Genomic DNA, 22881 nt, shown 5'->3' on the forward strand with positions numbered 1-22881 from the left:
CCTGATCGGCCGTGGTCACCTCACCGGTCCCCGTCCGGGCGCGTGCGCTTCAATTCCGTTGCGAACACCGCTGCCTGGGTGCGGCGCTCCATGCCAAGCTTGCTCAGCAGCCTCGACACGTAGTTCTTCACCGTCTTCTCGGCCAGGAACATCCGGTCCGCGATCTGCTTGTTGGTCAGGCCCTCGCTGAGCAGCGCCAGCAGCTTGCGCTCCTGATCGGTGAGGCCCGACAGCGGGTCCTCGCGCTCGGCGCCGCCGCGCAGCTTCGCCATGAGCGCAGCCGCGGCCCGGTTGTCGAGCAGCGAGCGCCCCGCGCCCACCTCCTTGACGGCACGGGCCAACTCCATCCCCTTGATGTCCTTGACGACGTATCCACTGGCGCCGGCCAGTATCGCGTCCAGCATCGCCTCGTCGGAGGTGTACGACGTCAGGATCAGGCAGCGCAAATCGGGCATGCGCGACAACAGGTCTCGACACAGCTCGATACCGTTGCCGTCGGGCAACCGGACGTCGAGCACGGCGACGTCCGGATTGGCCGCCCCGATCCGGGCCAGCGCCTCGGCGACTGAGCCCGCCTCACCGACCACGTCGAGGTCGGGGTCCGCGCCCAGCAGGTCGATCAGGCCGCGCCGCACCACCTCGTGGTCGTCGACCAAGAAGACTCTGACCAAGGTGTCGCTCCCGGGATCGGTTCCTTATAGGTTGCCGCATCGTACGGTGAGAATCGAGCTCTTCGCGCTGTACGAGCCGCACAAGTTGTCGGCGAGGCACGCGTCGACGACGAACACGTGGCCGGGCTCGGCGTCGGTGGCCAGGTAACGCTCGACGCCCCCGCGGACGACGGCCGATTCGACGGGCACGTCCGGATACAGGCGCGTCCACCGGGCCAGTCGGCGGCTCAATTGCGCTCGTGCCGAACGGTTTTGGTACACGACGTCGTCCGGCGTCTCGGGAGTGCGCAAGCAGATTGCCCGCAGGGCGACCCCGCGCATCCTGGCCTGCTCGAACGCGTGACGCAGCACCGAACCATTGTCCACTTGGGCGACGACGGCGGTGACGGCGGGGCTTGCCGGCGCGCCGGGCGGCTGGTGGACGACCGCCACAGGGCACAGCGCCGATCCGGCGAGGCGCGCGGCCACCACCCCCTGCCCGCGCAGCGCGTGGTTGCGGCCGAGCGATCCGACGCAGACCATCGCCGCCCATCGCGATTCGTCCAGCAGCTTGGTCAGTGGCCGCCCCCAAAGGATTTCGGTTTCCACCTTGACCGGCCGGCCGGTCGCCTCGACGGCCGCGCGCGCGTCGAACAGTGCGGCGCGCGCCGCGGCGTAGGCCACATCGGAATCGTGGGCGTTGCGCGCGTCGCGCGAATCGATGGCGTACACCAGGCGCAGCGGAATGTCCCGCTCGATCGCTTCGTCGATGGCCCACACCGCCGCGTGAGTCGCGGCCCTCGAGCCGTCTACGCCGACGACGATCGTCGGGGCTGCCTTCATGTCGCTCATCGCGGCCTCCCTCATCGAGCCGGGGGGACGAATCCCCTGATGAACCCACGTTATTGGCGCGCGAGGGCGCCTCCCAGAGGCATTGGTCCCCGATTGGGTGCCAGAAGTCCCTTTCAATCGGGTGGGGCCGAAACTAGGGTTTGACGTGCGTGACCCGGACCAGCCCCGCCGTCCACCAGGGAGTTCACCGAATGGCCACTGAACAGTCCGCTGCCCAGACGTCGTCCGCACAGCCGCTGGTCGGCAAAGGCTGGGTCCAGGGTGTCGCCCTCGTCATGATCTTCGGCTTCCTGGTGATGGGAATTCTGGCCTACCGCACCTATTCGGCGTCGATGCCGATGCCGGACAAGGTCGTCAGCGAATCCGGTCAGCTGCTGTTCACCGGCGAGGACATCACCCGCGGACAGGAGCTCTACCAGGCGCGCGGACTGATGGAATACGGCTCGGTGCTCGGCCACGGCGCCTACCTGGGACCCGACTACACCGCCGAATACCTGCGCGCGGCAACGCAGGACGTCGCCGATCAACTGCGGGCGCAGGGTGTCACCGAGCCGCGCGATCGGGTGGTCACCGAATTCCGCACCAACCGCTACAACCCGGCGACCAAGACGTTGGTGTTCACCGATCGGCAGGCCGCGGCGTTCGACCACATCCAGAACCGGTACGCGGCCTACTTCGGGGAGAATTCGACGAAATACGGTCTGCTGCCCCACATGATCACCGACCGGGCGCAAATCCGTGAACTGACCGGGTTCTTCGCCTGGACGGCATGGGCGGCGGCGGCCGAACGCCCCGGGCACCGGTACACCTACACCAACAACTGGCCCGCCGAGCCGCGAGTCGACAACGGCCCCACCGCTCCGGTGATCGTCTGGTCGGCGCTGTCGCTGATCGCCCTGCTGGGCGGCATCGGCATCATGTTCGCGGTCTACGGCCGCTGGAGCCAGAAGGTCGGCTGGCACAGCGCCGAGTCGTCCACCCTGTCCTTCCGCCAACCCGGCGAGGTGAGCCTGACGCCCGCGCAACGAGCCTGCATCTGGTTCTTCGCCATCGTCTCGGTGCTGTTCCTGGCGCAGACGCTGCTGGGCGCGGCCGCTGAGCACTACCGGGCCGACCTGTCGAACTTCTTCGGCTTGGACCTGGCCCGCGTGCTGCCGTACAACCTCGCCCGCACCTGGCACCTGCAGCTCTCGCTGTTCTGGACGGCGGCGGCGTTTTTGGCCGGTGGCATCTTCTTGGTGCCGTTCATCGCGCGTCGCGAACCCAGGCGTCAGGCGTTGCTCGCCTACGTGTTGCTCGGGGCGGTCGCCGTGGTGGTGTTCGGCTCGCTGATCTGTGAAGCGCTGTCCATCTATGGCGTGATCCCCGCGGGCGGGCTGTTCTCCCAGCAGTGGGAGTACCTCGACCTGCCGCGGCTGTGGCAGGTCCTGCTGATCGTCGGCATGTTCTTGTGGATCGCCATCATCTGGCGCGGCATCCGCGGCAGGCTCAAGACCGAGTCGAAGATGAACATGCCCTGGCTGTTCTTCTTCTCCGGGCTGGCCATCCCGGCCTTCTACGCCGTCGGCCTGTTGGCCGGCAGCGACGCCCACTACACCGTCGCGGACTTCTGGAGGTTCTGGGTCGTGCACCTGTGGGTGGAGGACTTCCTGGAGTTGTTCACCACCGTGATGGTGGCCTACATGTTCGTTCTGCTCGGTGTGGTGCGCGAGCGGATCGCACTCGGCGTGATCTTCCTCGACGTCATCCTGTACTCGGCCGGCGGCGTCATCGGCACCATGCATCACCTGTACTTCTCCGGCACGCCGGTGGAGCACATGGCGCTGGGGGCGTTCTTCTCCGCCGCCGAAGTCATACCGCTGACCTTCCTGACCGTCGAGGCGTGGGCGTTCCTGCAACTCGGCGCGCGCCAGCAATCCGGCGACGCCAATCCCTTCCCGCATCGCTGGGCGGTGATGTTCCTGGTCGCGGTCGGATTCTGGAACTTCTTGGGGGCGGGCATCTTCGGGTTCCTGATCAACCTGCCCATCGTGTCCTACTACCAGATCGGCACCGCCCTGACGGCCAACCACGGGCACGCGGCGATGATGGGTGTTTACGGCATGCTCGCCGTCGGCCTGGCCATGTTCGCCTTCCGGTACGTGATCCCGGCCGACAAGTGGCCGGAGAAGCTGGCGCGGATCTCGTTCTGGTGCATGAACATCGGGCTGGCGTGGATGGTGTTCGCCACCCTGCTGCCGCTGGGCGTGCTGCAGCTCTACCATTCGGTCAACGACGGCTATTTCGAGGCGCGGTCGCTGGGCTACATCACCAAGCCGGGCAACGCGGTACTCGAATGGCTGCGGCTACCCGGAGACGTCATCCTGATCGTCGGCGGCGTGCTGCCGTTCGTCTGGATCGCCTGGATCGCGCTGCGCAATTTCCGGTCGGGCACGACGGCGCAGGAGCTGCCCGAAAGTCCGCTGTACACCCAGGCCGCGGTCGAGCCGGAGGCCGGCGCCGCGGTGCCGGCGAAGGATTGACGGTGACCGCGCCGGCGACCTCGGTGTGGTTGATCGCGGGGTACTCCCTGGCCCTGCTGGCCGTCGGGTGGAGTTTCGACGTCATGGCCCGACGGGCGTCGGCGCACGCGGCGCGCTGGCGCACAGGCCAATTCACCTACCGGCCCGACCATGACGCCTGGATATGTCCGCAGGACCACTGGCTGTGGCCGACGTCGTTCGATCCCAAGCACCGGGTCATGCGGTACCGCGCGCTGCCGGTGGTCTGCAACAGCTGCCCCGTCAAATCCGACTGCACCACATCGGAGCACGGTCGCGAGATCAGCCGCGAGATCGACCCGTGGCCGCATTCGGACGCCGGCCGGTTTCACCGCGGAATCGCCTGCTGCGTGGCGGCATTGGGCATCGTGTTGCCGCTGGCCACCTTGATCGCCAACCACTCGGCCGCGGACGCGCTGGTCCTGATGGCGACCGTGCTGCTGGTCGCACTGCTCGGAGCGCCGCTCGTCCGCCACCTGTGGAACACTCCGTCGAACGCGCCTGAACACCTGCCGCACCGCACCGCGATCGAGGATCAGGTGGCGGCGGCGATCGACCGCTACTCCACGCGCTGGGGCGGCTGGAAGCCCAAGGAGGACAACACGACATGACCACACTGGTGATCGGTCTCATCGCCGCCGGATTCGTTGTGCTTGTGGTACTGGCGACGTGGTCGCTGGTGGTGCTGCGCGAGTACGAACGCGGGGTGGTGTTCCGGATGGGACATGTACGTCCGCTGTACGCCCCGGGGCTGCGCCTCCTCATTCCGCTTCTGGACAAGATGATTCGCGTCGACCAGCGCCTGGTCACGCTGACCATTCCGCCGCAGGAGGTGATCACCCGCGACAACGTGCCGGCCCGCGTCAACGCCGTCGTGATGTTCCAGGTGACCGATCCGCTGAAAGCGATTCTGGCGGTGGAGAATTACGCGGTCGCGACCTCGCAGATCGCCCAGACCACCCTGCGTTCGCTGCTGGGCCGGGCGGACCTGGACACGCTGCTCGCCCACCGCGAGGACCTCAACAGCGACCTGCGCACGATCATCGAGAAGCAGACCGAACCCTGGGGCATCCAGGTCCGTGTCGTGGAGATCAAAGACGTCGAGATCCCCGAGTCGATGCAGCGAGCGATGGCGCGTGAGGCCGAGGCCGAACGCGAGCGCCGCGCCAAGGTCATCAACGCCCGCGGCGAGTTGCAGGCCTCGGAGGAGCTGCGCGAGGCCGCCGAGACCCTGTCGAAGAGCCCGGCCTCACTGCAGTTGCGTTACCTGCAGACGCTGCTGGAGCTGGGGGCCGATCAGAACTCGACCGTCGTCTTCCCGTTGCCGGTCGACATCATCACGCCGTTCCTCCGAAATCCCGAGATGCTGCGGGGTGTGGTCGACAGCTTCAACCACCGCGGTTGACGGCGGGCCGACGCCGGGGTTAGCCCAAATATCAAGCGCGTCAATTACTTTCAATATTCGACACGCGTAGATCTAGAGGCCGATTCGGTGAACAGAAGATGAACGATGGGCAAACGTAGTCTTAATTCTGCCTGGTCGGCGCCGTGAAATACACAAAACCCCGCACACGTCGGCCGCACCTGCGACCTTTGAAGGGCCCAAAAACCGAAGGTCTCCCGCGATGCCCTGTGCGCACGGTCCGCCAACTCGATAAGTACCGCGCTGCCCGCTAGGCAGGCGCGGAGCGATCGCGCCCGGCCGTCCCGTCCCCCGACGCGGGGATGAGCTTTGCCGGCTTGTCACGCCGGCCTGGGAACGGCCCCACCAACTTTGATCAACGCCGTTGCGGCAAGCGCCGGCGCCAGTGGCGTCTGTCCACAGACCGCACTTTGAGGGGATGTATCCACATGGATTGGGCTTTTCTTCCACCAGAAATCAACTCCGCCCGGATGTATACGGGCCCCGGCATGGGCTCGCTGTTGGCCGCGGCGGGAAGCTGGGACGCGCTGTCGGCCGAGCTGAGTTCGGCCGCCGAGGGCTACGAATCGGCGCTCTCGGGCCTGGACCTGCAATGGCGCGGTCCCGCAGCGCAGGCGATGGCGTTCGCCGCCATCCGCTACGCCGAGTGGCTGCAGGTGACCGCCGAGCAGACCAGGCAGACGGCCATGCAGGCCCGGACGGCCGCGGCGGCTTATGAGCAGGCGTATGCGATGACGGTGCCCCCGCCCGTGATCACCGCCAACCGCACGCTGCTGGCGGCGCTGGTGGCGTCGAACATCGTCGGCCAGAACACCGCGGCCATCGCGGACACCGAGGCGCAGTACGCCGACTATTGGGCCCAGGACGCCGCCGCCATGTCCGGCTACTCGGTGTCCTCGGCGGCCGCGACCCAGTTGCCGCGGTTTGCGCCCGCGACCAACTCCACCAACGAGTCCGGGGTGAGCGCCCAGAAGGCCGCCGTGACCGCGGCCAACAGCAACGCCGCCGCCAACAAGGCCGTCACGCAGACGTTTTCGGCGCTGGACGACACCACCGGAACGACGGTGAACAACTACTACTACTTGGACGCATCGACCACCAGTGCGGCCAACGCCAATGCCAACGCCTTCCGGGTCCTGGATGCCATTCAAGGAACGGGCCTTGGCTTCAGCGCCCCGTACAACATGGAGCAGTTCGTGTCCGGAATCATCGGGGCCGAGAACAATCTGGGCATCCTCGCCAAGCCCGTGGCCGCCGCCCCCAGGCTTGCAGCGCCCGCACTCCGCGGTGCCACAGCGGGACTCGGTGGGGGCCTCGGCGGGGGGCTGGGCAACGTCACGGCAACGCTCTCGCGGGCCGGCTCGATCGGGCCGATGTCGGTGCCCGCGAGTTGGGCCGCACCGACGAGCACCCACATCTCGCCGTTGACACCGGCGGGCTTCACCACGCTGCCGGGGACCGAGGAGCCGATGGCGTCCGGTTACCCCGGTTACCCCGGCATGCCGGGTGGGGGCGCCTCGCGAACCGCCGGCGCGGGCGTCCCGCCCCGCTACGGTGTGCGGCTCACGGTGATGCCACGCCCGCCTGCCGCCGGGTGACGCACCGCCGGCAGGGCCGCTGTACGCAGCTGATAGCGCTGTAAGACAATGGATTTCGGGTTTCTACCTCCAGAGGTGAACTCTGGCCGGATGTACGCGGGTCCCGGGTCGGGCTCGTTGTTGGCCGCTGCGGGAAGCTGGGACTCGGTGTCCGCCGAGTTGAGCATCACGGCCGCCGTGTGCGAATCGGTGCTGTCCGGCCTGACCAACCTGTACTGGCACGGGCCGGCATCCCAGGCGATGGCGGCCAGCGCCGCCCCCTATGTTGGATGGCTGTACGCGACGGCCGAGCGGGCACAGCAGACGGCCATGCAGGCCCGGACGGCGGCGGCGGCCTACGAGCTGGCGCGCGCCATGACCGTGCCCCCACCCGTGGTCGCGGCCAACCGCACGCAGTTGGCGACGCTGGTGGCAACGAACTTCTTCGGGCAGAACACCGCCGCGATCGCGGCAAACGAGGCCCAGTACGCCGATTTCTGGGCCCAGGACGCTTCCGCGATGTACAGCTATTCCGGCAGTTCTACTGCGGCGGTGCAGTTTTCGCCGTTCTCCGCCCCGCGCCAAGCCACCGATCCGGATGGGGTGAGCGCCCAAAGCGCCGCCGTCGCCCAAGCCGACGCCAGCACCACCGGTTCAACCGCGGGCGCGCAGGCCGCGCCCGGCGCCTCGGAAATCCCGCTCGACTTTCGCGTCCTTGACACCATCCTGGGCACCCAGGTCGCCTTCCGATCACTGTTCACGGCGGAGGGATTCAACGCCGGAATCATCCAGGCCGACAAGAACTTGGGCATTTTGCCGAATCTCGCCGCGGTTCCGGCCGCGCTCCCCAAGGTTCCCGCGCTCAGCGGCGCCGCGTCCGGTCTGGGGAACGTCAATGCGGTGCTGGCCCGCGCCGGCCGGATCGGCCCGATGTCGGTGCCCGCGGGTTGGGCCGCCACGGCGGGTGACCCCGTCCCGGCGTTGCAAGGCGGCGGGTGGTCCGGGCTGCCGGCGACCGAGGAGCTCGCCCGCACCGGGCCCGCCGCCGCGGGCGTCCCCGGCATACCCGGAGGGACGGTTCGGCGGGCACCGCTTGTGGTGCCCCGCTACGGCGTTCGCATCACGGTCATGACGCGCCCGCCCGCCGCCGGCTGACGCGCCCTAGGCCTGCGGCTCCTGCGGTGCGGGGGGAGTCGGCGGGGCGATTCTCCAGTTGTCCGGATTCTTGGGCGAATACAGCACCGGGAAGAGTTGACCGATGGTCGGCCACTGATCCACGTCGACGGCCATGCGCTGATACACCGCGTGTTCGTTGACGGAGGGGCCGTTGATCACTCCGGCGATGGTGACGAATTGCTCGCCGGTGGCATCGGGACGCGGGCTGACTCCAGTCACCAGCAGCGTGCCACTCAGCAGCTCACCGCGGGGACCGCGCGGGACGAACCGCTGGACGAGGAATACCGCCAGCACCGCGATCAGGAGGATCAGCAGTCCGAATTCCCACACCCCGCCATCGTAGGGCCGTGATAAGACTGCGTCATGAGTGGCACCGAGGATCTGGCGCTGGCACTGACGCTTGCCGACCGCGCAGACTCGTTGACGTCCTCCCGATTCGGTGCGCTGGACCTGCGCGTTGACACCAAACCGGATCTGACGCCGGTGACCGATGCCGACCGCGCGGTCGAAACCGAGCTGCGGGAGGCGCTCGCGCGCGAACGGCCGAAGGACAGCATCGTCGGCGAAGAATTCGGCGGAGACACCGCCTTCACCGGGCGGCAGTGGATCATCGACCCGATCGACGGGACCAAGAACTTCGTCCGCGGGGTGCCGGTCTGGGCCAGCTTGATCGCGTTGCTGCACGACGGCGTCCCCGTCGTCGGCGTTGTGAGCGCCCCAGCGTTGCAGCGCCGGTGGTGGGCCGCGGACGGCCACGGCGCGTTCGTCGCCCTCAACGGCACACCACCCCGCCGGATATCGGTTTCCTCAGTGGCGCAACTGAATTCGGCCAGTCTGTCGTTCTCCAGTCTTTCCGGGTGGGCGCAGCTGGGCGTGCGGGACCGCTTCATCGCGCTGACCGATGCCGTGTGGCGGGTGCGCGCGTTCGGCGACTTCCTGTCCTATTGCCTGGTGGCCGAGGGGGCCGTCGACATCGCCGCCGAGCCGGAAGTGTCGGTATGGGATCTGGCCGCGCTGGACATCCTGGTGCGCGAAGCGGGCGGGACGCTGACGGCGCTCGACGGCACCGCGGGACCGCATCATGGCAGCGCCGTGGCCACCAACGGCCTGCTGCAGGGGCAGGTGCTCGGCAGCCTCACTGTGAATTAGTTAACAAGTGTTCTCTGTGATCTTACTCCGGAGTAAGATCGGCTGTATCCGCTTGCCCATCAACCTGAGGCCGCTGACCCATGACCGATACCGGTTCACCAAAAACAACCGCCCGCTCGCGCGTCAAACGGCGCGACCATAAGTCCGCGGTCGGGCTGCAACCGCACAAACGCACCGGCGTCGACATCGCCATCGCGCTCATCACCCCGCTCGTCGGCCAGGAGTTCCTGGACAAATACCAGCTGCGCGACCCGCTCAACCGCGCCCTGCGCTACGGCACCAAGACGATTTTCTCTACGGCCGCCACGACTTCTCGGCAGTTCAAGCGGGTCCAGAATCTGCGCACCGGGCCGACCCGGCTCAAGTCCAGCGGCAAGGACTATTTCGACCTGACGCCCGACGACGAGCAGAAGATGATCGTCGAGACCCTCGACGAATTCGCCGAAGAAGTGCTGCGCCCCGCGGCGCACGACGCCGACGAGGCGGCCACCTACCCGCAAGACCTGATCGCCAAGGCCGCCGAGCTGGGCATCACGGCGATCAACATTCCCGAGGATTTCGACGGCATCGCCGCGCACCGCTCCAGCGTGACCAACGTGCTGGTCGCCGAGGCGCTCGCCTACGGCGACATGGGCTTGGCGTTGCCGCTGCTCGCGCCGGGCGGCGTCGCCTCCGCGCTGACCCATTGGGGCAGCGCCGATCAGCAGGCGACTTACCTACCGGAATTCGCCGGCGAGAACGTGCCGCAGGCCTGCGTGGCCATCGCCGAGCCGCAACCGCTCTTCGACCCCACCCGGCTCAAGACGACCGCGGTGCGCACCCCGAGTGGCTACCGCCTCGACGGCGTGAAGTCATTGGTACCGGCCGCGGCCGACGCCGAGCTTTTCATCGTCGGCGCCCAGCTCGACGGCAAGCCGGCCTTGTTCATCGTCGAGTCGTCGGCGAAAGGCCTCACCGTGAAAGCCGATCCCAGCATGGGGCTGCGCGCGGCGGCCCTGGGCCACGTCGAGCTCTCCGGGGTGTCGGTGCCGCTGGGCGCGCGCCTCGGCGAGGACGACGCCTCGGATCAGGATTACTCCGAGGCCATCGCGCTGTCCCGGCTGGGCTGGGCGGCGCTGACGGTCGGCACGTCGCACGCGGTGCTCGACTACGTCGTCCCCTACGTGAAGGAACGCGAGGCCTTCGGTGAACCGATCGCCCACCGCCAGGCAGTCGCCTTCATGTGCGCCAACATCGCCATCGAATTGGACGGGCTGCGGCTGATCACCTGGCGCGGCGCGGCGCGTGCCGAGCAGGGCCTGCCCTTCATCCGCGAAGCGGCGCTGGCCAAGCGACTCGGCGCCGACAAGGGCATGCAGATCGGACTGGACGGCGTTCAGCTGCTCGGCGGCCACGGCTACACCAAGGAGCACCCGGTGGAGCGGTGGTACCGCGACCTGCGGGCCATCGGCGTCGCCGAGGGTGTCCTAGTCATCTAGCAGTCATCTAAGTCGTTAACTCATTCGAGCTGAAAGTTCAATCATGGCAATCAATCTGGAACTGCCCCGCAAGATGCAAGCGGTCACGACCAAGACGCATCAGGGCGCCGCTGAGTTGATGCGGCCGATCGCCCGCAAGTACGACCTCAAGGAGCACGCGTACCCGGTCGAGCTCGACACCCTGTTCAGCCTCTTCGAAGGGGCTTCGGAGTCATTCGAATTCGCCGGAGCGAACGCGCTCGGCGGCGAGGACGAAGAGCGCGACAAGAACCACAACGGCGCCAACATGGCCGCGCTACTCCAGACGCTGGAAGCCAGCTGGGGCGACCTCGCGATGATGCTGTCGGTCCCCTACCAGGGGCTGGGCAACGCCGCCATCTCCGCCGTCGCGAACGACGAGCAGCTGCAACGCCTGGGCAAGGTGTGGGCGGCGATGGCGATCACCGAGCCCGGCTTCGGGTCGGACTCGGCGGCGGTCGCGACGACCGCCACCCTGGACGGCGATGAGTACGTGATCAACGGCGAGAAGATCTTCGTCACCGCCGGGTCGCGCGCCACGCACATCGTGGTGTGGGCGACCCTGGACAAGTCGCAGGGCCGCGCGGCGATCAAGTCGTTCGTCGTGCCGCGCGAGCACCCCGGGGTCACGGTCGAACGGCTCGAGCACAAGCTGGGCATCAAGGGTTCCGATACCGCCGCCATCCGGTTCGACAACGTCCGCATCCCGAAGGAAAACCTGCTCGGCAACCCCGAAATCGAAGTCGGCAAGGGCTTTTCCGGCGTCATGGAGACCTTCGACAACACCCGGCCCATCGTCGCCGCCATGGCCGTCGGCGTGGGGCGCGCGGCGCTCGAGGAGATTCGCAAGATCCTCACCGAGGCCGGCGTGGAGATCTCGTATGACCGACCGGCGCACGTTCAGAGCGCGGCGGCCGCCGAGTTCTTGCGAATGGAAGCCGACTGGGAGGCCAGCTACCTGCTGTCGTTGCGGGCGGCCTGGCAGGCCGACAACAAGATCCCCAACTCCAAGGAAGCGTCGATGAGCAAGGCCAAGGCCGGCCGGATGGTCACCGACGTCACCCTCAAGTCCGTCGAATTGGCCGGCACCGCAGGGTATTCCGAACAGACCCTGTTGGAGAAGTGGGCGCGCGACTCGAAGATCCTGGACATCTTCGAGGGCACCCAACAGATCCAGCAGCTGGTCGTCGCGCGCCGACTGCTGGGCCTGTCCTCGGCCGAGCTCAGGTAGCGACCGCGTTCAGCCGCTCGCGGTCGTCGTCGTCCAGTTCGATCGAGGCGACGTCGACGTTCTCCTCCAGGTGCCGCAGCGACGAGGTGCCGGGGATCAGCAGCACGTTGGGCGCCACGCCGAGCGTCCACGCCAGCGCGACCTGGGCCGGGGTGCGGCCGAGGCGCTGCGCGATCCCCTGGACCAGCTGATGGCCGAGCACGGGGTTGGGACGCATGAACGCCGCGCCCAGCGGGAAGAAGGGGACGAACGCAATCCCCCGCGTCGTGCACTCGCCGAGCACCGCGGCCGACTCGCGGTGAATGAGATTGAATGCGTTTTGCACACAGGCGATTTCGGTGCGCTCGCACGCATGGGCCAGCTGCTCGCGGCTGACGTTGCTCAGTCCGATTGCGCCGATCAGCCCGGCGTCGCGCGCGGAGATCATGGCCGAGAGCTGGTCGTCGAACAGCTGATCGGGAGCCGAGCTGTCGAACACCCGCAGGTTGACCACGGCGAGCCGCTCGACGCCGAGAGTGCGCAGGTTCGTCTCGATGTCGCGGCGCAGCTCGGCCGGCTCGCCGGCCGGCAGCCAGGCCCCGTCGCCGTCGCGGCGCCCGCCGACCTTGCTGACCAGCGCCAGGTTTGGCGGATAGGGATGCAGCGCCTCGCGGATCAACTCGTTGGCAACGTCGGGCCCATAGATCTGGGCGGTGTCGATGTGGTCGACGCCGAGTTCGACCGCGCGCCGCAGTACGGCCAACGCCTCGTCGCGGTCGCGCGGCGGGCCGAACGCGTTCGGACCGGGCAGTTGCATGGCGCCGAAGCCCACGCGGTTGACCGAAAACCCACCGAGTGGAAAGGGATCCATACGGTGAGGTTAGCGTCGAAGCATGGACACGTTTCACGCGCTCGTCGCGCGCCAAGATGGTGACCGGATAACCGCGTCGGTCGAGACGCTTCGTCCCGACGACCTACCGCCCGGGGACGTGACGATCCGGGTCCTGTATTCGAGCGTCAACTACAAAGACGCGCTGGCGCTGACGCCCGGCGGCGGCGTGGTGCGCAACTATCCGGTGGTGCCCGGCATCGACCTGACCGGCGAGGTCGTGGAGTCCACCTCACCGGACTTCGCCGTCGGCGACGCGGTGCTGGCCCACGGCTATGCGATCGGCACCGGCCACCACGGCGGCTACGCCGAATACGCGCGGTTGCCGGCCGACCAGGTGGTGGCGCTCGGCGCGTTGAGCCCCCACGAGGGCGCGGCGATCGGAACCGCGGGCTTCACCGCGGCGATGAGCGTGCAGGCGCTGATCGACTGGGGCATCGCACCCGACGCCGGCGACATCGTCGTCACCGGCGCGACCGGCGGAGTCGGCTCGGTCAGCGTGGACCTGCTGGCGGCCGCCGGGTACCGGGTCGTCGCCTCGACCGGCAAGGCCGACGCCGCCGAGCGGCTGAAAACCCTTGGTGCCGCGGAGGTTATCGGTCGCCTGCCCGCCGATCCCGACGCCAAACCGCGACCGCTCGGCAAGGCCCGCTGGGCGGGCGGGGTGGATTGCGTGGGCGGGGCGACGCTCGCCGACGTGCTCAGCACCATCGACTACGGCGGCGCGGTGGCGGCCAGCGGTCTCACCGGCGGTCCCGCCCTGCACACCACGGTCATGCCGTTCATCCTGCGCGGTGTGGCGCTGCTGGGCATGGACTCGGTGCTGATGCCGATCGGGCCGCGGCGCGCGCTGTGGGCCCGGCTGGGTGATTCGTTGCGGCCGCGTCACTTGGACTCGCTGGTCAGCGACGTCGACGTGAAGGACGTCGTCGGCGTGATCGATCAGGTGCGCGCCGGCAAGTTCTCCGGCCGGGCCGTGGTGCGGGTCGCGGGCGGTTTTTGAGGCGGCAGTAGGCTCTGCTGGCATGCGCGCGGTACGGGTGACTCGGCTCGATGGTCCAGACTCGGTCGAGTTGGCCGACATCGACGAACCGACTGGTGACGGGGTCGTCGTCGACGTGCACGCCGCCGGGGTGGCGTTCCCGGACGCCCTGCTCACCCGCGGCCTGTACCAGTACCGCCCGCAATTGCCCTTTGTGCTGGGCGCCGAAATCGCCGGCGTGGTCCGGTCGGCGCCCGAGGGCGCGCACGTGGGTCCCGGCGACCGGGTCGTCGGCCTCACGATGCTGTCCGGCGGCATGGCCGAGGTCGCAATCTTGGCCCCGGACCGGGTGTTCAAGCTGCCCGACAACGTGAGCTTCGAGGCCGGCGCCGGCCTGCTGTTCAACGACCTGACGGTGTACTTCGCGCTCACCGTGCGGGGCCGGTTGCAGCGCGGCGAGACGGTGCTGGTCCACGGCGCGGCCGGCGGCATCGGCACCTCGGCGCTGCGGTTGGCGCCGGCGCTGGGCGCCTCGCGCACCATCGCCGTCGTCAGCACGCAGGACAAGGCCGACATCGCCACGGCCGCCGGCGCGACGGACGTGGTGCTGGCTGACGGGTTCAAGGACGCGGTCAAGGAGCTGACCCACGGCCGTGGCGTCGACATCGTCGTCGACCCGGTCGGCGGCGACCGGTTCACCGATTCCCTGCGCTCGCTCGCCCCCGGCGGACGACTGCTGGTCGTCGGATTCACCGGCGGTGAGATCCCCACCGTCAAGGTAAACCGATTGCTGCTCAACAACATTGACGTCGTCGGCGTGGGCTGGGGCGCGTGGGCGGGCACGCATCCGGGCGCGCTGGCCGAGCAATGGGCCGGCCTCGAACGTCTGCTCACCTCCGGGGAGCTGGCTCCGCCCGAGCCGGCCACCTACCCGCTGGACGAGGCCGCGGCCGCCGTCGCCTCACTCGAAAACCGCACCGCCAAGGGCAAGGTCGTGCTGCGCGTCCGGGGTTGACGGACGTATTTGTTGGCCGCCTCCCAGCGAGCGGGCGCGTTGCCATCGGAGTTGTCGCTGGGAGGTGGGCACCGAGCGGGTCCGGCCTGCCGGAGACGCCTGTGGCGACTGTGACTGACGCGAGACGACGACGGCCTGGCGCTCTTGCGGCCCTTGTGTCCGACCAAAACAAAAAGTAATGTCACTTTCAGTTTTGTGACCGCCGAGCTTGGCCCATCGGAGGAGCCGTCCATGGAATCCTTTGTGCACCTGCGGAAAGGGAAGACGCCACGCCGGCTTCATGCGGATCTTGACGGGCTCAAGGACGACGAGCTGGGCCGCGGCGGGTTCACCGGTCGCACCGCCAACCTCTACCGGCGCAACGATCCCACCGCCTACCGGTCGGTCGGCCCGCTGCGCCCCCTCGACGTGCTGTCCAGCGAGCTCAAGCCCGGCGACGCCACCGACGCGGGTGGCGGGCCGCTGCTGATGTTCAGCAACGACGACTGCCGAATTCTGTTGAGCCGTCGCCATGAGCCGATGCCGTTCTTCGCTCGTCACGTCGACGGCGACCTGCTGTGCTTCGTCCACCAAGGCACCGGTCTGGCCGAGACGGAGTTCGGGCCGCTGCGCTATCGGGAGGGCGATTGGCTGTACATCCCGAAGGCGTGCACCTGGCGCCAGCTGCCCGATACCGCGACGACGATGCTGATGATCGAGGCCCGCGACGAGTTTCGGATACCGCCCCCCGGCGCGCTCGGCCGCCACTTCCCCTTCGACCCGTCGCAGGTCGTCATCCCCGAGCCGGTCCCCGCCGACGACGACGCGTCCGGCGGCGAGTACGAGGTCCGGCTGATCCACGAGGGCGGACCGACAACGCTGTTCTACCAACACAATCCGCTCGACGTCGAGGGCTGGCGCGGCGATAACTTCGCGTTCACGTTCAACATCGCAGACTACAACGTGGTCACCTCCGACAGCGTCCACCTGCCGCCGACCGTGCACCTGTTCATGCAGGCCACCGGCGTCTACGTGATGAACTTCCTGCCCAAGCCCGCCGAGGGCGTCCCGGGCACCGAGCGCACACCGTGGTATCACCGCAACGTCGACTACGACGAGATCGCCTTCTTCCACGGCGGCTCGCTCTACGGCATCCCGATGCCGCCAGGTTTGATTTCGCATGCGCCGCAAGGGGTTCACCACGGCGCACCCGAAAAGGCGCGCGAACGGGCGCGCCGCAAGTTCGACGAATACTCCCGCGTCGACTGGCAGGTGATCGCCATCGACACCCGCCGCCGGCTGACCCCGTCGGCGGAAATACTCGCCCACGACCTAGGACAACATTGATGACCCGCGATGAGGAGGAGCGGCGCTAATGACGCACGCCGTGAAACCCAAGAAGCACGAGTACGATCGCATCCCCTATCTCGTTGCCTTCCAGAACAATTCCGGTGTCCGGGACGTCTACGGCGGCCTGGCCGAGATCACCGTGCTGGAAAGCTACCTGCTCAAGCCCAGGGACAATCCGTCGGACACCGTGCTGGTGTTCATGCACCCGATCGGCGGTGGCGCCTACCTGCCGATGATCAATGCCCTGGCCCGCGCCGGTCATCACGTCATCTACTGCAACAGCCGCTTCCGCGGCACCGACTCGGCGCTGCTGATGGAGAAGGTGGTCGAGGACCTCGGCGAGTGCATCAAGGACGCCAAGAAACGGCTGGGCTACTCCAAGGTGGTGCTGGCCGGGTGGAGTGGCGGAGGTTCGCTGTCGGTGTTCTACCAGCAGCAGGCGCAGAATCCGACGATCACCTCCAGTCCGACCGGTGACGGCCCCGACCTGACCAAACTCGACCTGCCCGCCGCCGACGGCATCATGCTGCTGGCCGCGCACATCAGCCGGCACGGCACGCTGACCGAATGGCTGGACGCGTCGATCCTCGACGAATCCGACCCCACCAAGCGCGATCCCGAGCTGGACCTGTACAACCCGGACAACCCCAACCAGCCGCCCTACAGCCAAGAATTCCTGGCCCGGTACCGGCAGGCGCAGGTCGACCGCAACCGCCGCATCACGGCGTGGGTCAAAGACAAGTTGGCCGAGCTGAAGGCCGCCGGCCGGCCGGACGACGAGTTCGGGTTCGTCGTGCACGGCACCATGGCCGACCCGCGATGGCTGGACCCGACCGTCGATCCCAACGAACGCGCCCCTGGGACGTGCTACCTGGGGGATCCTCAAGTGGTGAACATGAGCCCCGTCGGGTTGGCCCGGTTCTCGACGTTGCGCGGCTGGCTCTCGCAGTGGAGTTACGACGACGCCCGCGGCGACGCGGTGTCCTGCGGCCCAGACATCGCGATCCCGGCGCTGGTGATCGGTAACCTGGCCGACGACGCGTGCACACCCAGCCACACCCGGCGGCTTTTCGAAGCGATCGGACACCCGGACAAGGAGATACACGAAATCCCCGGCGCCACACACTATTACGCGGGACCCGACCAGCGCGACGCGCTGCGCACGGCGGTCACCATCGTCACGAACTGGCTGGTCCGGCACGACTTCGCGAGCGCCGAGTGATTCCCACTGGTCCGCTGGACGGCGTCCGGGTGCTCGAACTGGGCACCCTGATCGCCGGCCCGTTCGCCGGGCGGCTGCTGGGCGACATGGGCGCCGACGTCATCAAGGTGGAACTACCCAAGGCCCCGGACCCGTTGCGCACCTGGGGCCAGGCCGAAGTCGACGGGCAGCACGTCTTCTGGACGGTGCACGCCCGCAACAAACGAGCCATCACCCTCGACCTGCGCCACCCCCAGGGCCGCGAACTATTCTGCGAGCTCGTCGAGAAATCCGACATCGTGGTGGAGAACTTCCGCCCGGGCACCCTGGAGAAGTGGAACCTGGGCTACGACGTGCTGTCCGAGCGCAACCCCGGCATCATCCTGGTGCGCGTGTCCGGTTACGGACAGACCGGACCCGACGCGTCCAAGGCCGGTTACGCGTCGGTCGCCGAGGCGGCCAGCGGACTGCGACACCTCAACGGTTTCCCGGGCGGCCCACCGCCCCGGCTGGCGCTCTCGCTCGGCGACAGCCTGGCCGGCATGTTCGGCGCCCAGGGAGCGCTGGCCGCGCTGTACCGCCGCGGCGTGACCGGGCGCGGCCAGGTAGTCGACGTCGCGCTCACCGAATCCTGTTTGGCCGTCCAGGAATCCACGATCCCCGACTACGACGTCGGCGGCGTGGTGCGCGGACCGTCGGGCACCCGGCTCGAGGGCATCGCCCCGTCCAACATCTACCGCAGCGCCGACGGCTCGTGGGTGGTGATCGCCGCCAACCAGGACACCGTCTTCGCGCGGCTGTGCAAGGCCATGGGGCGCCCGGAGCTGGCCACCGACGACCGGTTCGCCACGCACGTCGCGCGCGGCCGCAACCAGGACCAACTCGACAACATCATCGGCAGCTGGGCGGCCGAACGCCAGCCGGGCGAGATCATCGAAACCCTTTCCGCCGCAGGGGTGATCGCGGGTCCCATCAACACGGTCGCCGAGGTCGTCAACGACCCGCAGCTGCGGGCCCGCGACATGCTGGTCGAGCACTACGACGAGCGGTTGCAGCGCAATGTCCTCGGACCCGGCATCGTTCCGGTGCTCTCGGAATCTCCGGGCCGGCTGCGCAACGCCGGTCCGGCGCGTCCGGGCGAACACAACGACGACGTCTACGTCGGGTTGCTGGGCAAGACCGCCGCGGAACTCGAGGAGCTGCGGGCCCAGGAGGTGCTATGACCGCCCAGCATGTCCAGATTCGGGAAGTGGCACTGCGCGACGGCCTGCAGATCGAGGCGCCAATCCCGTTGTCGGCCAAGCTCGAACTGCTGGCCGCGGTGGCGGCCACCGGCGTCCGCGAGGTGGAGGCCACCGCGTTCGTCTCCCCGACGAAGGTGCCGTCGATGGCCGACGCCGCCGAGCTCGCCGCCCACCTGCACGACTACCCCGACATCGAATTCTCCGCCCTGGTCGCCAGCCCCAACGGGGCCAGGCGGGCCGTCGCGGCGGGGCTGCGCTCCATCGAGTACGTGGTGGCCGCCGACGACACCTTCAGCAAGGCCAACGTCGGGCGCACCAGCGCGGAGGCGACCAACCAGATCGACGAGATCGTCGCGATCGCGCACGACGGCCCCACCGGCGTCCCTGTCACCGTCGAGGTCGTCATCGCCACGGCGTGGGATTCGCCGTTCGAAGGCCCCACCCCGCCGCAGCGGGTGCTCGACATCGCCGCGGCCGCACGCGAGCGCGGCGCCGACCGGCTGTCGATCGCCGACACCATCGGCACCACCACCCCGGGCCGCGTGAGTTCGCTGATCGCGCAACTGCGTCCGGTCATCGGGGACATGCCGCTGGGCGGCCACTTCCACAACACCCGCGGCTCCGGACTGGCCAGCGCCTATGCCGCGGTCACCGCCGGGGTGACCCGGCTCGACGCCTCGGTCGGCGGGCTGGGCGGCTGCCCGTTCGCCCCCGGCGCCACGGGCAACATCGCCACCGAGGACCTGGTGTATCTGCTGCGCGACAGCGGTATCGACGTCGACGTCGACCTGCAAGCCGCCATCGCCGCGGCCGCCGTGGCGAAGTCGTTGGTGGGCCACGATTTACCGAGCTCCCTGCTGCGCGCCGGCGACCGGATACAGAATTGATGTCCGCCCCGGAGGCAACCCGCGAGCTGACCGCCAAAGGCCGCCAAACCAGGCAGGCCATCGAGCAGGCCGCCCGTAAACTGTTCGCCGAACGGGGCTTTCACGGCACCACGGTGGCCGACATCACGTCGGCCGCCGGGAAATCGCCGGCGGTGTTCTACCGCTACTTCACCGACAAGGAAGACCTGCTGGCGGCGCTGGCGAAATCGTTCCTGCACGAGGTGGTGACCCCGTCGGGGGCCAGCGTTCACCTGCCCGACGCCCCCGACGACGACGCCTTCTTCACCTCCGTGGTCACCGGCTACTGGAACATGTTCAAGCAGAACATCGGGATCATGATCGCGGTGGCCCAGCTGGCCGCCACCCAGCGCCGGTTCGCCGCCGTGCAGAACGAATTCCGGCGATTGGGCATCGATCTCGTGGCGGCCTCGGTGCGCCGCGCCCAGGAGCAGGGCTACGGCGCCGAATTGAACCCCGAACACACCGCGGCGGCCATCGCGCTGCTGTTCGAGAACTTCACCACCGTGTTCGTCGGTCCCTCCAACCTGGGCATCAAGATCAGCGACAAGGACGCCATCGCCACGCTGTCGACGATCTGGAAGAGAACCCTGTACGGCGCATAAGGAGAACACCATGGATTTCACGCTGCCCGAGCACCTTCCGGGTGTGCTCGCCGAGATGGACGAGTTCATCGAGGCCGAGATCAAACCGCTGGAACGCGAGAACATCCAGTATTTCGACCAGCGCCGCGAGCACGCGCGCACCGATTGGGACAACGACGGCATTCCCACCCGCGAGTGGGAGGACCTGCTCGCCGAGATGCGCAGGCGCGCCGACAAGGCGGGCTGGCTGCGCTACGGCCTGCCGGCTTCGCTCGGCGGCCGCGACGGCAGCAACGTCGACATGGCCGTCATCCGGGAACACCTGGCGCGCAAGGGACTTGGCCTGCACAACGACCTGCAGAACGAGTCGTCGATCGTCGGGAACTTCCCGCAGGTGATCATGATGGAGCGCTTCGGCACCGACGAGCAACGCCGGGTGTGGTCGGAAGCGCTGATCACCGGGGAACGTTCGATGGCGTTCGGGCTGACCGAGCCCAAGCACGGCTCGGATGCCACCTGGCTGGAAACACACGCCGAACGTGACGGCGACGCCTGGGTGATCAACGGCTCCAAGCGGTTCAACACCGGCGTGCACCGCGCCACCCACGACCTGGTCTTCGCCCGCACCTCCGGGGAGCCCGGCGGCGCACGCGGAATCACCGCGTTTCTGGTGCCGACCGATACGCCGGGGTTCGACGTTCCCTACTACTGGTGGACGTTCAACATGCCTACCGACCACGGCGAGGTCGAGCTGACCGACGTTCGGGTGCCCGCGGACGCGGTGCTCGGCGAGGTGGATCGCGGCCTGGAGGTGGCGCAAACCTTCCTGCACGAGAACAGGATTCGGCAGGCGGCCAGCAGCCTGGGCGCCGCGCAATACTGCATCGATCGCGCCGCCGAATACGCCGGCGGCCGAACGGTGTTCGGCAAGCCGCTCTCGGTCAACCAGGCGGTGCAGTGGCCGCTGGCCGAGTTGCAGACCGAAGCGCAGATGGTGCGCCTGATGGTCCAATACGCCGCCTGGCACCTGGACCGCGACCACCACATGGAGGTCTCCGACAAGGTGTCGATGGCGAATTACCGCGCCAATCGCCTGGTCTGCGACGCCGCCGATCGCGCCATGCAGATCTTCGGCGGCCTCGGGTACAGCCGGCACGAGCCGTTCGAGCACATCTACCGACACCACCGTCGTTACCGGATCACCGAGGGCGCCGAAGAGATCCAGATTCGCCGGGTGGCGCAGCGGCTGTTCAACTTCGGCCGAAAATGATGCACGACGACGAGTCGGCCGAGCTGACCGCCAAACTGGCCGCCGTGCTCACGTCGGCCATCGGCACCGACACGGCGGTCGAGAACCTGCGCGCGCTGACCGGCGGCGCCAGCAGAACCACCTGGGCGTTCGAGGCCGTGACCGGCGCGCAACGCCGCTCGCTGATCCTGCGCACCGGTCCACCCGACGACGTGCATGCCGGCATGGAACTCGAGGCCCGGTCCCAGGCCGCCGCCGCGGCCGCCGGCGCTCCGGTCCCCCACGTCCTGATCGCCGACGATTCGCCTGCGGCACTGGGTAATCCGTTTCTGATCTGCGATGAGATCAAGGGCGAGACCATCGTGCGGCGCATCCAACGCCGGCTCGACTCCGGTGACGGGCACGCCGGCCGCGCCCGATTGCTGCAGCAGTGCGCGCAGGCGGCGGCCGCCATTCACCGCGCCGACCCACACGGCCCGGGCCTGGCACACGAGGACCAGCTCGACGAATGGCGCCGGCGCCTCGACGACATGGGCGACACCACCGCCACGTTCGAATGGGGGTTTCGCTGGCTGGCCGCCCACCGTCCCGAACCGACGCCGCCGGTGCTGGTGCACGGCGACTTCCGGATGGGCAACCTCATCGTCGACGGATCCGACCTTGCCGCCGTGCTGGATTGGGAACTGGTGCACGTCGGCCAGGCGTACGAAGACCTGGCGTGGTTCTGCATCCGGGCCTGGCGATTCGGCGCCCCGGCCAGCCTGGGCGCCGGCGGCCTCGGCAGCATCGAGAGCTTCCTGCGGGCCTACGAGCAGGCCGGCGCGACTACCGTCGACCGGGTGGCGTTTCACTGGTGGCTGGTGCTGGCCACGCTGCGCTGGGGTGTCATCTGCCGATTCCAGGCGGAACGGCATCTGAGCGGTCAGCACCGCTCGGTCGAGCTGGCCACCATCGGGCGCCGCGTCTGCGAGACCGAGTGGGACTTGCTCAACCTGCTCGCGCCCGCCGACGACGCGCGCCCCGCGGCGGCGCGAGGAGGAGGCGGGCAATCGGGGCCGGGCGCAGCCATGACCGGCGCGTACGGCCGCCCGCGGGCCGCCGAACTCGTGGCCGCGGTGGCCGAATTCCTGGAGACCGACGTGCGCGCGGCGACCGACGGCCAGGTCAACTTTCACGCCAGGGTGGCGGCCAACGCCCTGCGCATCGTCGAGCGCGAACTGCTCGACGACAGCGAGGCCGAATCCCGTGCGGCGCTGGCCGGCCTGGGTGTCGCCGACGAGGACCAGCTGGCCGCCGCGATCCGGTCCGGCGAGATGGACGACCGGGCGGCCGACGTCACGGCCTGCCTGCGCACCCTGGTACGGCGCCGGCTCGCCGTCGCCCACCCCGGATACGACAGCGAATAGGAGC

The 22881-nt window shown here is 68.4% G+C and carries 21 protein-coding genes; 17 read left to right on the forward strand and 4 right to left on the reverse strand.

Translation table 11 applies throughout. The features are described from left to right. Positions 1 to 20: 20 nt before the first annotated feature. Positions 21 to 671, reverse strand: coding sequence for a response regulator transcription factor (locus W7S_RS19235; RefSeq protein ID WP_008259378.1), 651 nt, complete (start codon positions 669 to 671; stop codon positions 21 to 23). 24 nt (positions 672 to 695) lie between these two features. Next, positions 696 to 1502, reverse strand: coding sequence for a universal stress protein (locus W7S_RS19240; protein WP_014712154.1), 807 nt, complete (start codon positions 1500 to 1502; stop codon positions 696 to 698). 191 nt (positions 1503 to 1693) lie between these two features. On the opposite strand from W7S_RS19240, the gene W7S_RS19245 reads away from it, so the two are divergent. The 5 genes from W7S_RS19245 (at position 1694) to W7S_RS19265 (ending at position 8197) form a co-directional block, all read left to right on the forward strand. Further along, entirely contained in the window at positions 1694 to 4024 is a 2331-nt protein-coding gene (locus tag W7S_RS19245) for a nitric-oxide reductase large subunit (protein ID WP_014712155.1), read from the forward strand. A gap of 2 nt (positions 4025 to 4026) precedes the next feature. Continuing rightward, positions 4027 to 4653, forward strand: a complete 627-nt coding sequence (locus tag W7S_RS19250) for a hypothetical protein (protein WP_014712156.1) — start codon at positions 4027 to 4029, stop codon at positions 4651 to 4653. After that, positions 4650 to 5447, forward strand: coding sequence for a slipin family protein (locus tag W7S_RS19255; RefSeq protein ID WP_008259382.1), 798 nt, complete (start codon positions 4650 to 4652; stop codon positions 5445 to 5447). The genes W7S_RS19250 and W7S_RS19255 overlap by 4 nt, the downstream gene beginning before the upstream one ends. A gap of 446 nt (positions 5448 to 5893) precedes the next feature. Beyond that, the gene (locus W7S_RS19260) at positions 5894 to 7063 is read left to right on the forward strand and encodes a PPE family protein (RefSeq protein ID WP_041297982.1); all 1170 of its coding nucleotides are present in this window, start codon (positions 5894 to 5896) and stop codon (positions 7061 to 7063) included. A 48-nt stretch (positions 7064 to 7111) separates the two neighbouring features. Next, positions 7112 to 8197 carry a PPE family protein gene (locus W7S_RS19265; RefSeq protein WP_041297983.1) on the forward strand — a complete coding sequence of 362 codons (1086 nt, stop codon included), beginning with the start codon at positions 7112 to 7114 and terminating at the stop codon, positions 8195 to 8197. A gap of 6 nt (positions 8198 to 8203) precedes the next feature. Here the strand turns inward: W7S_RS19265 and W7S_RS19270 are convergent, their stop codons facing one another. Then, a complete protein-coding gene (locus W7S_RS19270) occupies positions 8204 to 8548 on the reverse strand; it encodes a hypothetical protein (RefSeq protein ID WP_008259393.1) in 345 nt (114 codons plus the stop codon). A gap of 33 nt (positions 8549 to 8581) precedes the next feature. On the opposite strand from W7S_RS19270, the gene hisN reads away from it, so the two are divergent. The 3 genes from hisN (at position 8582) to W7S_RS19285 (ending at position 12094) form a co-directional block, all read left to right on the forward strand. After that, positions 8582 to 9367: a histidinol-phosphatase gene (gene hisN, locus W7S_RS19275; protein WP_008259395.1), complete on the forward strand. Its 786-nt coding sequence runs from the start codon at positions 8582 to 8584 to the stop codon at positions 9365 to 9367. An 80-nt stretch (positions 9368 to 9447) separates the two neighbouring features. Further along, positions 9448 to 10845: an acyl-CoA dehydrogenase family protein gene (locus W7S_RS19280; RefSeq protein ID WP_014712159.1), complete on the forward strand. Its 1398-nt coding sequence runs from the start codon at positions 9448 to 9450 to the stop codon at positions 10843 to 10845. Between the two features lie 43 nt (positions 10846 to 10888). Further along, positions 10889 to 12094 (forward strand): acyl-CoA dehydrogenase family protein, encoded by a 1206-nt coding sequence (locus W7S_RS19285; protein ID WP_008259399.1) that lies wholly within the window; start codon positions 10889 to 10891, stop codon positions 12092 to 12094. Here the strand turns inward: W7S_RS19285 and W7S_RS19290 are convergent. Continuing rightward, positions 12087 to 12944: an oxidoreductase gene (locus W7S_RS19290; RefSeq protein WP_009955101.1), complete on the reverse strand. Its 858-nt coding sequence runs from the start codon at positions 12942 to 12944 to the stop codon at positions 12087 to 12089. The genes W7S_RS19285 and W7S_RS19290 overlap by 8 nt on opposite strands. Before the next feature lie 22 nt (positions 12945 to 12966). On the opposite strand from W7S_RS19290, the gene W7S_RS19295 reads away from it, so the two are divergent. The 9 genes from W7S_RS19295 to W7S_RS19335 all read left to right on the forward strand — a co-directional run bounded on the left by W7S_RS19295 (position 12967) and on the right by W7S_RS19335 (position 22877). Continuing rightward, positions 12967 to 13965, forward strand: a complete 999-nt coding sequence (locus W7S_RS19295; RefSeq protein ID WP_009955102.1) for an acryloyl-CoA reductase — start codon at positions 12967 to 12969, stop codon at positions 13963 to 13965. A 22-nt stretch (positions 13966 to 13987) separates the two neighbouring features. Further along, positions 13988 to 14959: an NADPH:quinone oxidoreductase family protein gene (locus W7S_RS19300; protein WP_014383089.1), complete on the forward strand. Its 972-nt coding sequence runs from the start codon at positions 13988 to 13990 to the stop codon at positions 14957 to 14959. Between the two features lie 231 nt (positions 14960 to 15190). Further along, a complete protein-coding gene (locus W7S_RS19305; RefSeq protein ID WP_009955104.1) occupies positions 15191 to 16285 on the forward strand; it encodes a homogentisate 1,2-dioxygenase in 1095 nt (364 codons plus the stop codon). A 28-nt stretch (positions 16286 to 16313) separates the two neighbouring features. Further along, positions 16314 to 17510: an alpha/beta fold hydrolase gene (locus tag W7S_RS19310; RefSeq protein WP_014712160.1), complete on the forward strand. Its 1197-nt coding sequence runs from the start codon at positions 16314 to 16316 to the stop codon at positions 17508 to 17510. Further along, the gene (locus W7S_RS19315; RefSeq protein ID WP_014712161.1) at positions 17507 to 18712 is read left to right on the forward strand and encodes a CaiB/BaiF CoA-transferase family protein; all 1206 of its coding nucleotides are present in this window, start codon (positions 17507 to 17509) and stop codon (positions 18710 to 18712) included. The genes W7S_RS19310 and W7S_RS19315 overlap by 4 nt, the downstream gene beginning before the upstream one ends. Then, complete coding sequence (locus W7S_RS19320; protein WP_014712162.1) at positions 18709 to 19620, forward strand: hydroxymethylglutaryl-CoA lyase; 912 nt, start codon at positions 18709 to 18711, stop codon at positions 19618 to 19620. Before W7S_RS19315 ends, W7S_RS19320 begins: the two co-directional genes overlap by 4 nt. Next, positions 19620 to 20243, forward strand: a complete 624-nt coding sequence (locus W7S_RS19325; protein ID WP_009955109.1) for a TetR/AcrR family transcriptional regulator — start codon at positions 19620 to 19622, stop codon at positions 20241 to 20243. The genes W7S_RS19320 and W7S_RS19325 overlap by 1 nt, the downstream gene beginning before the upstream one ends. A 10-nt stretch (positions 20244 to 20253) precedes the next feature. Further along, a complete protein-coding gene (locus tag W7S_RS19330) occupies positions 20254 to 21492 on the forward strand; it encodes an acyl-CoA dehydrogenase family protein (RefSeq protein WP_014712163.1) in 1239 nt (412 codons plus the stop codon). Continuing rightward, positions 21489 to 22877, forward strand: a complete 1389-nt coding sequence (locus W7S_RS19335) for a phosphotransferase family protein (protein WP_041297986.1) — start codon at positions 21489 to 21491, stop codon at positions 22875 to 22877. Before W7S_RS19330 ends, W7S_RS19335 begins: the two co-directional genes overlap by 4 nt. The last annotated feature ends 4 nt before the right edge of the window (positions 22878 to 22881 follow it).

Source organism: Mycobacterium sp. MOTT36Y (assembly GCF_000262165.1).
GTDB classification, from domain to species: Bacteria; Actinomycetota; Actinomycetes; order Mycobacteriales; family Mycobacteriaceae; genus Mycobacterium; species Mycobacterium intracellulare.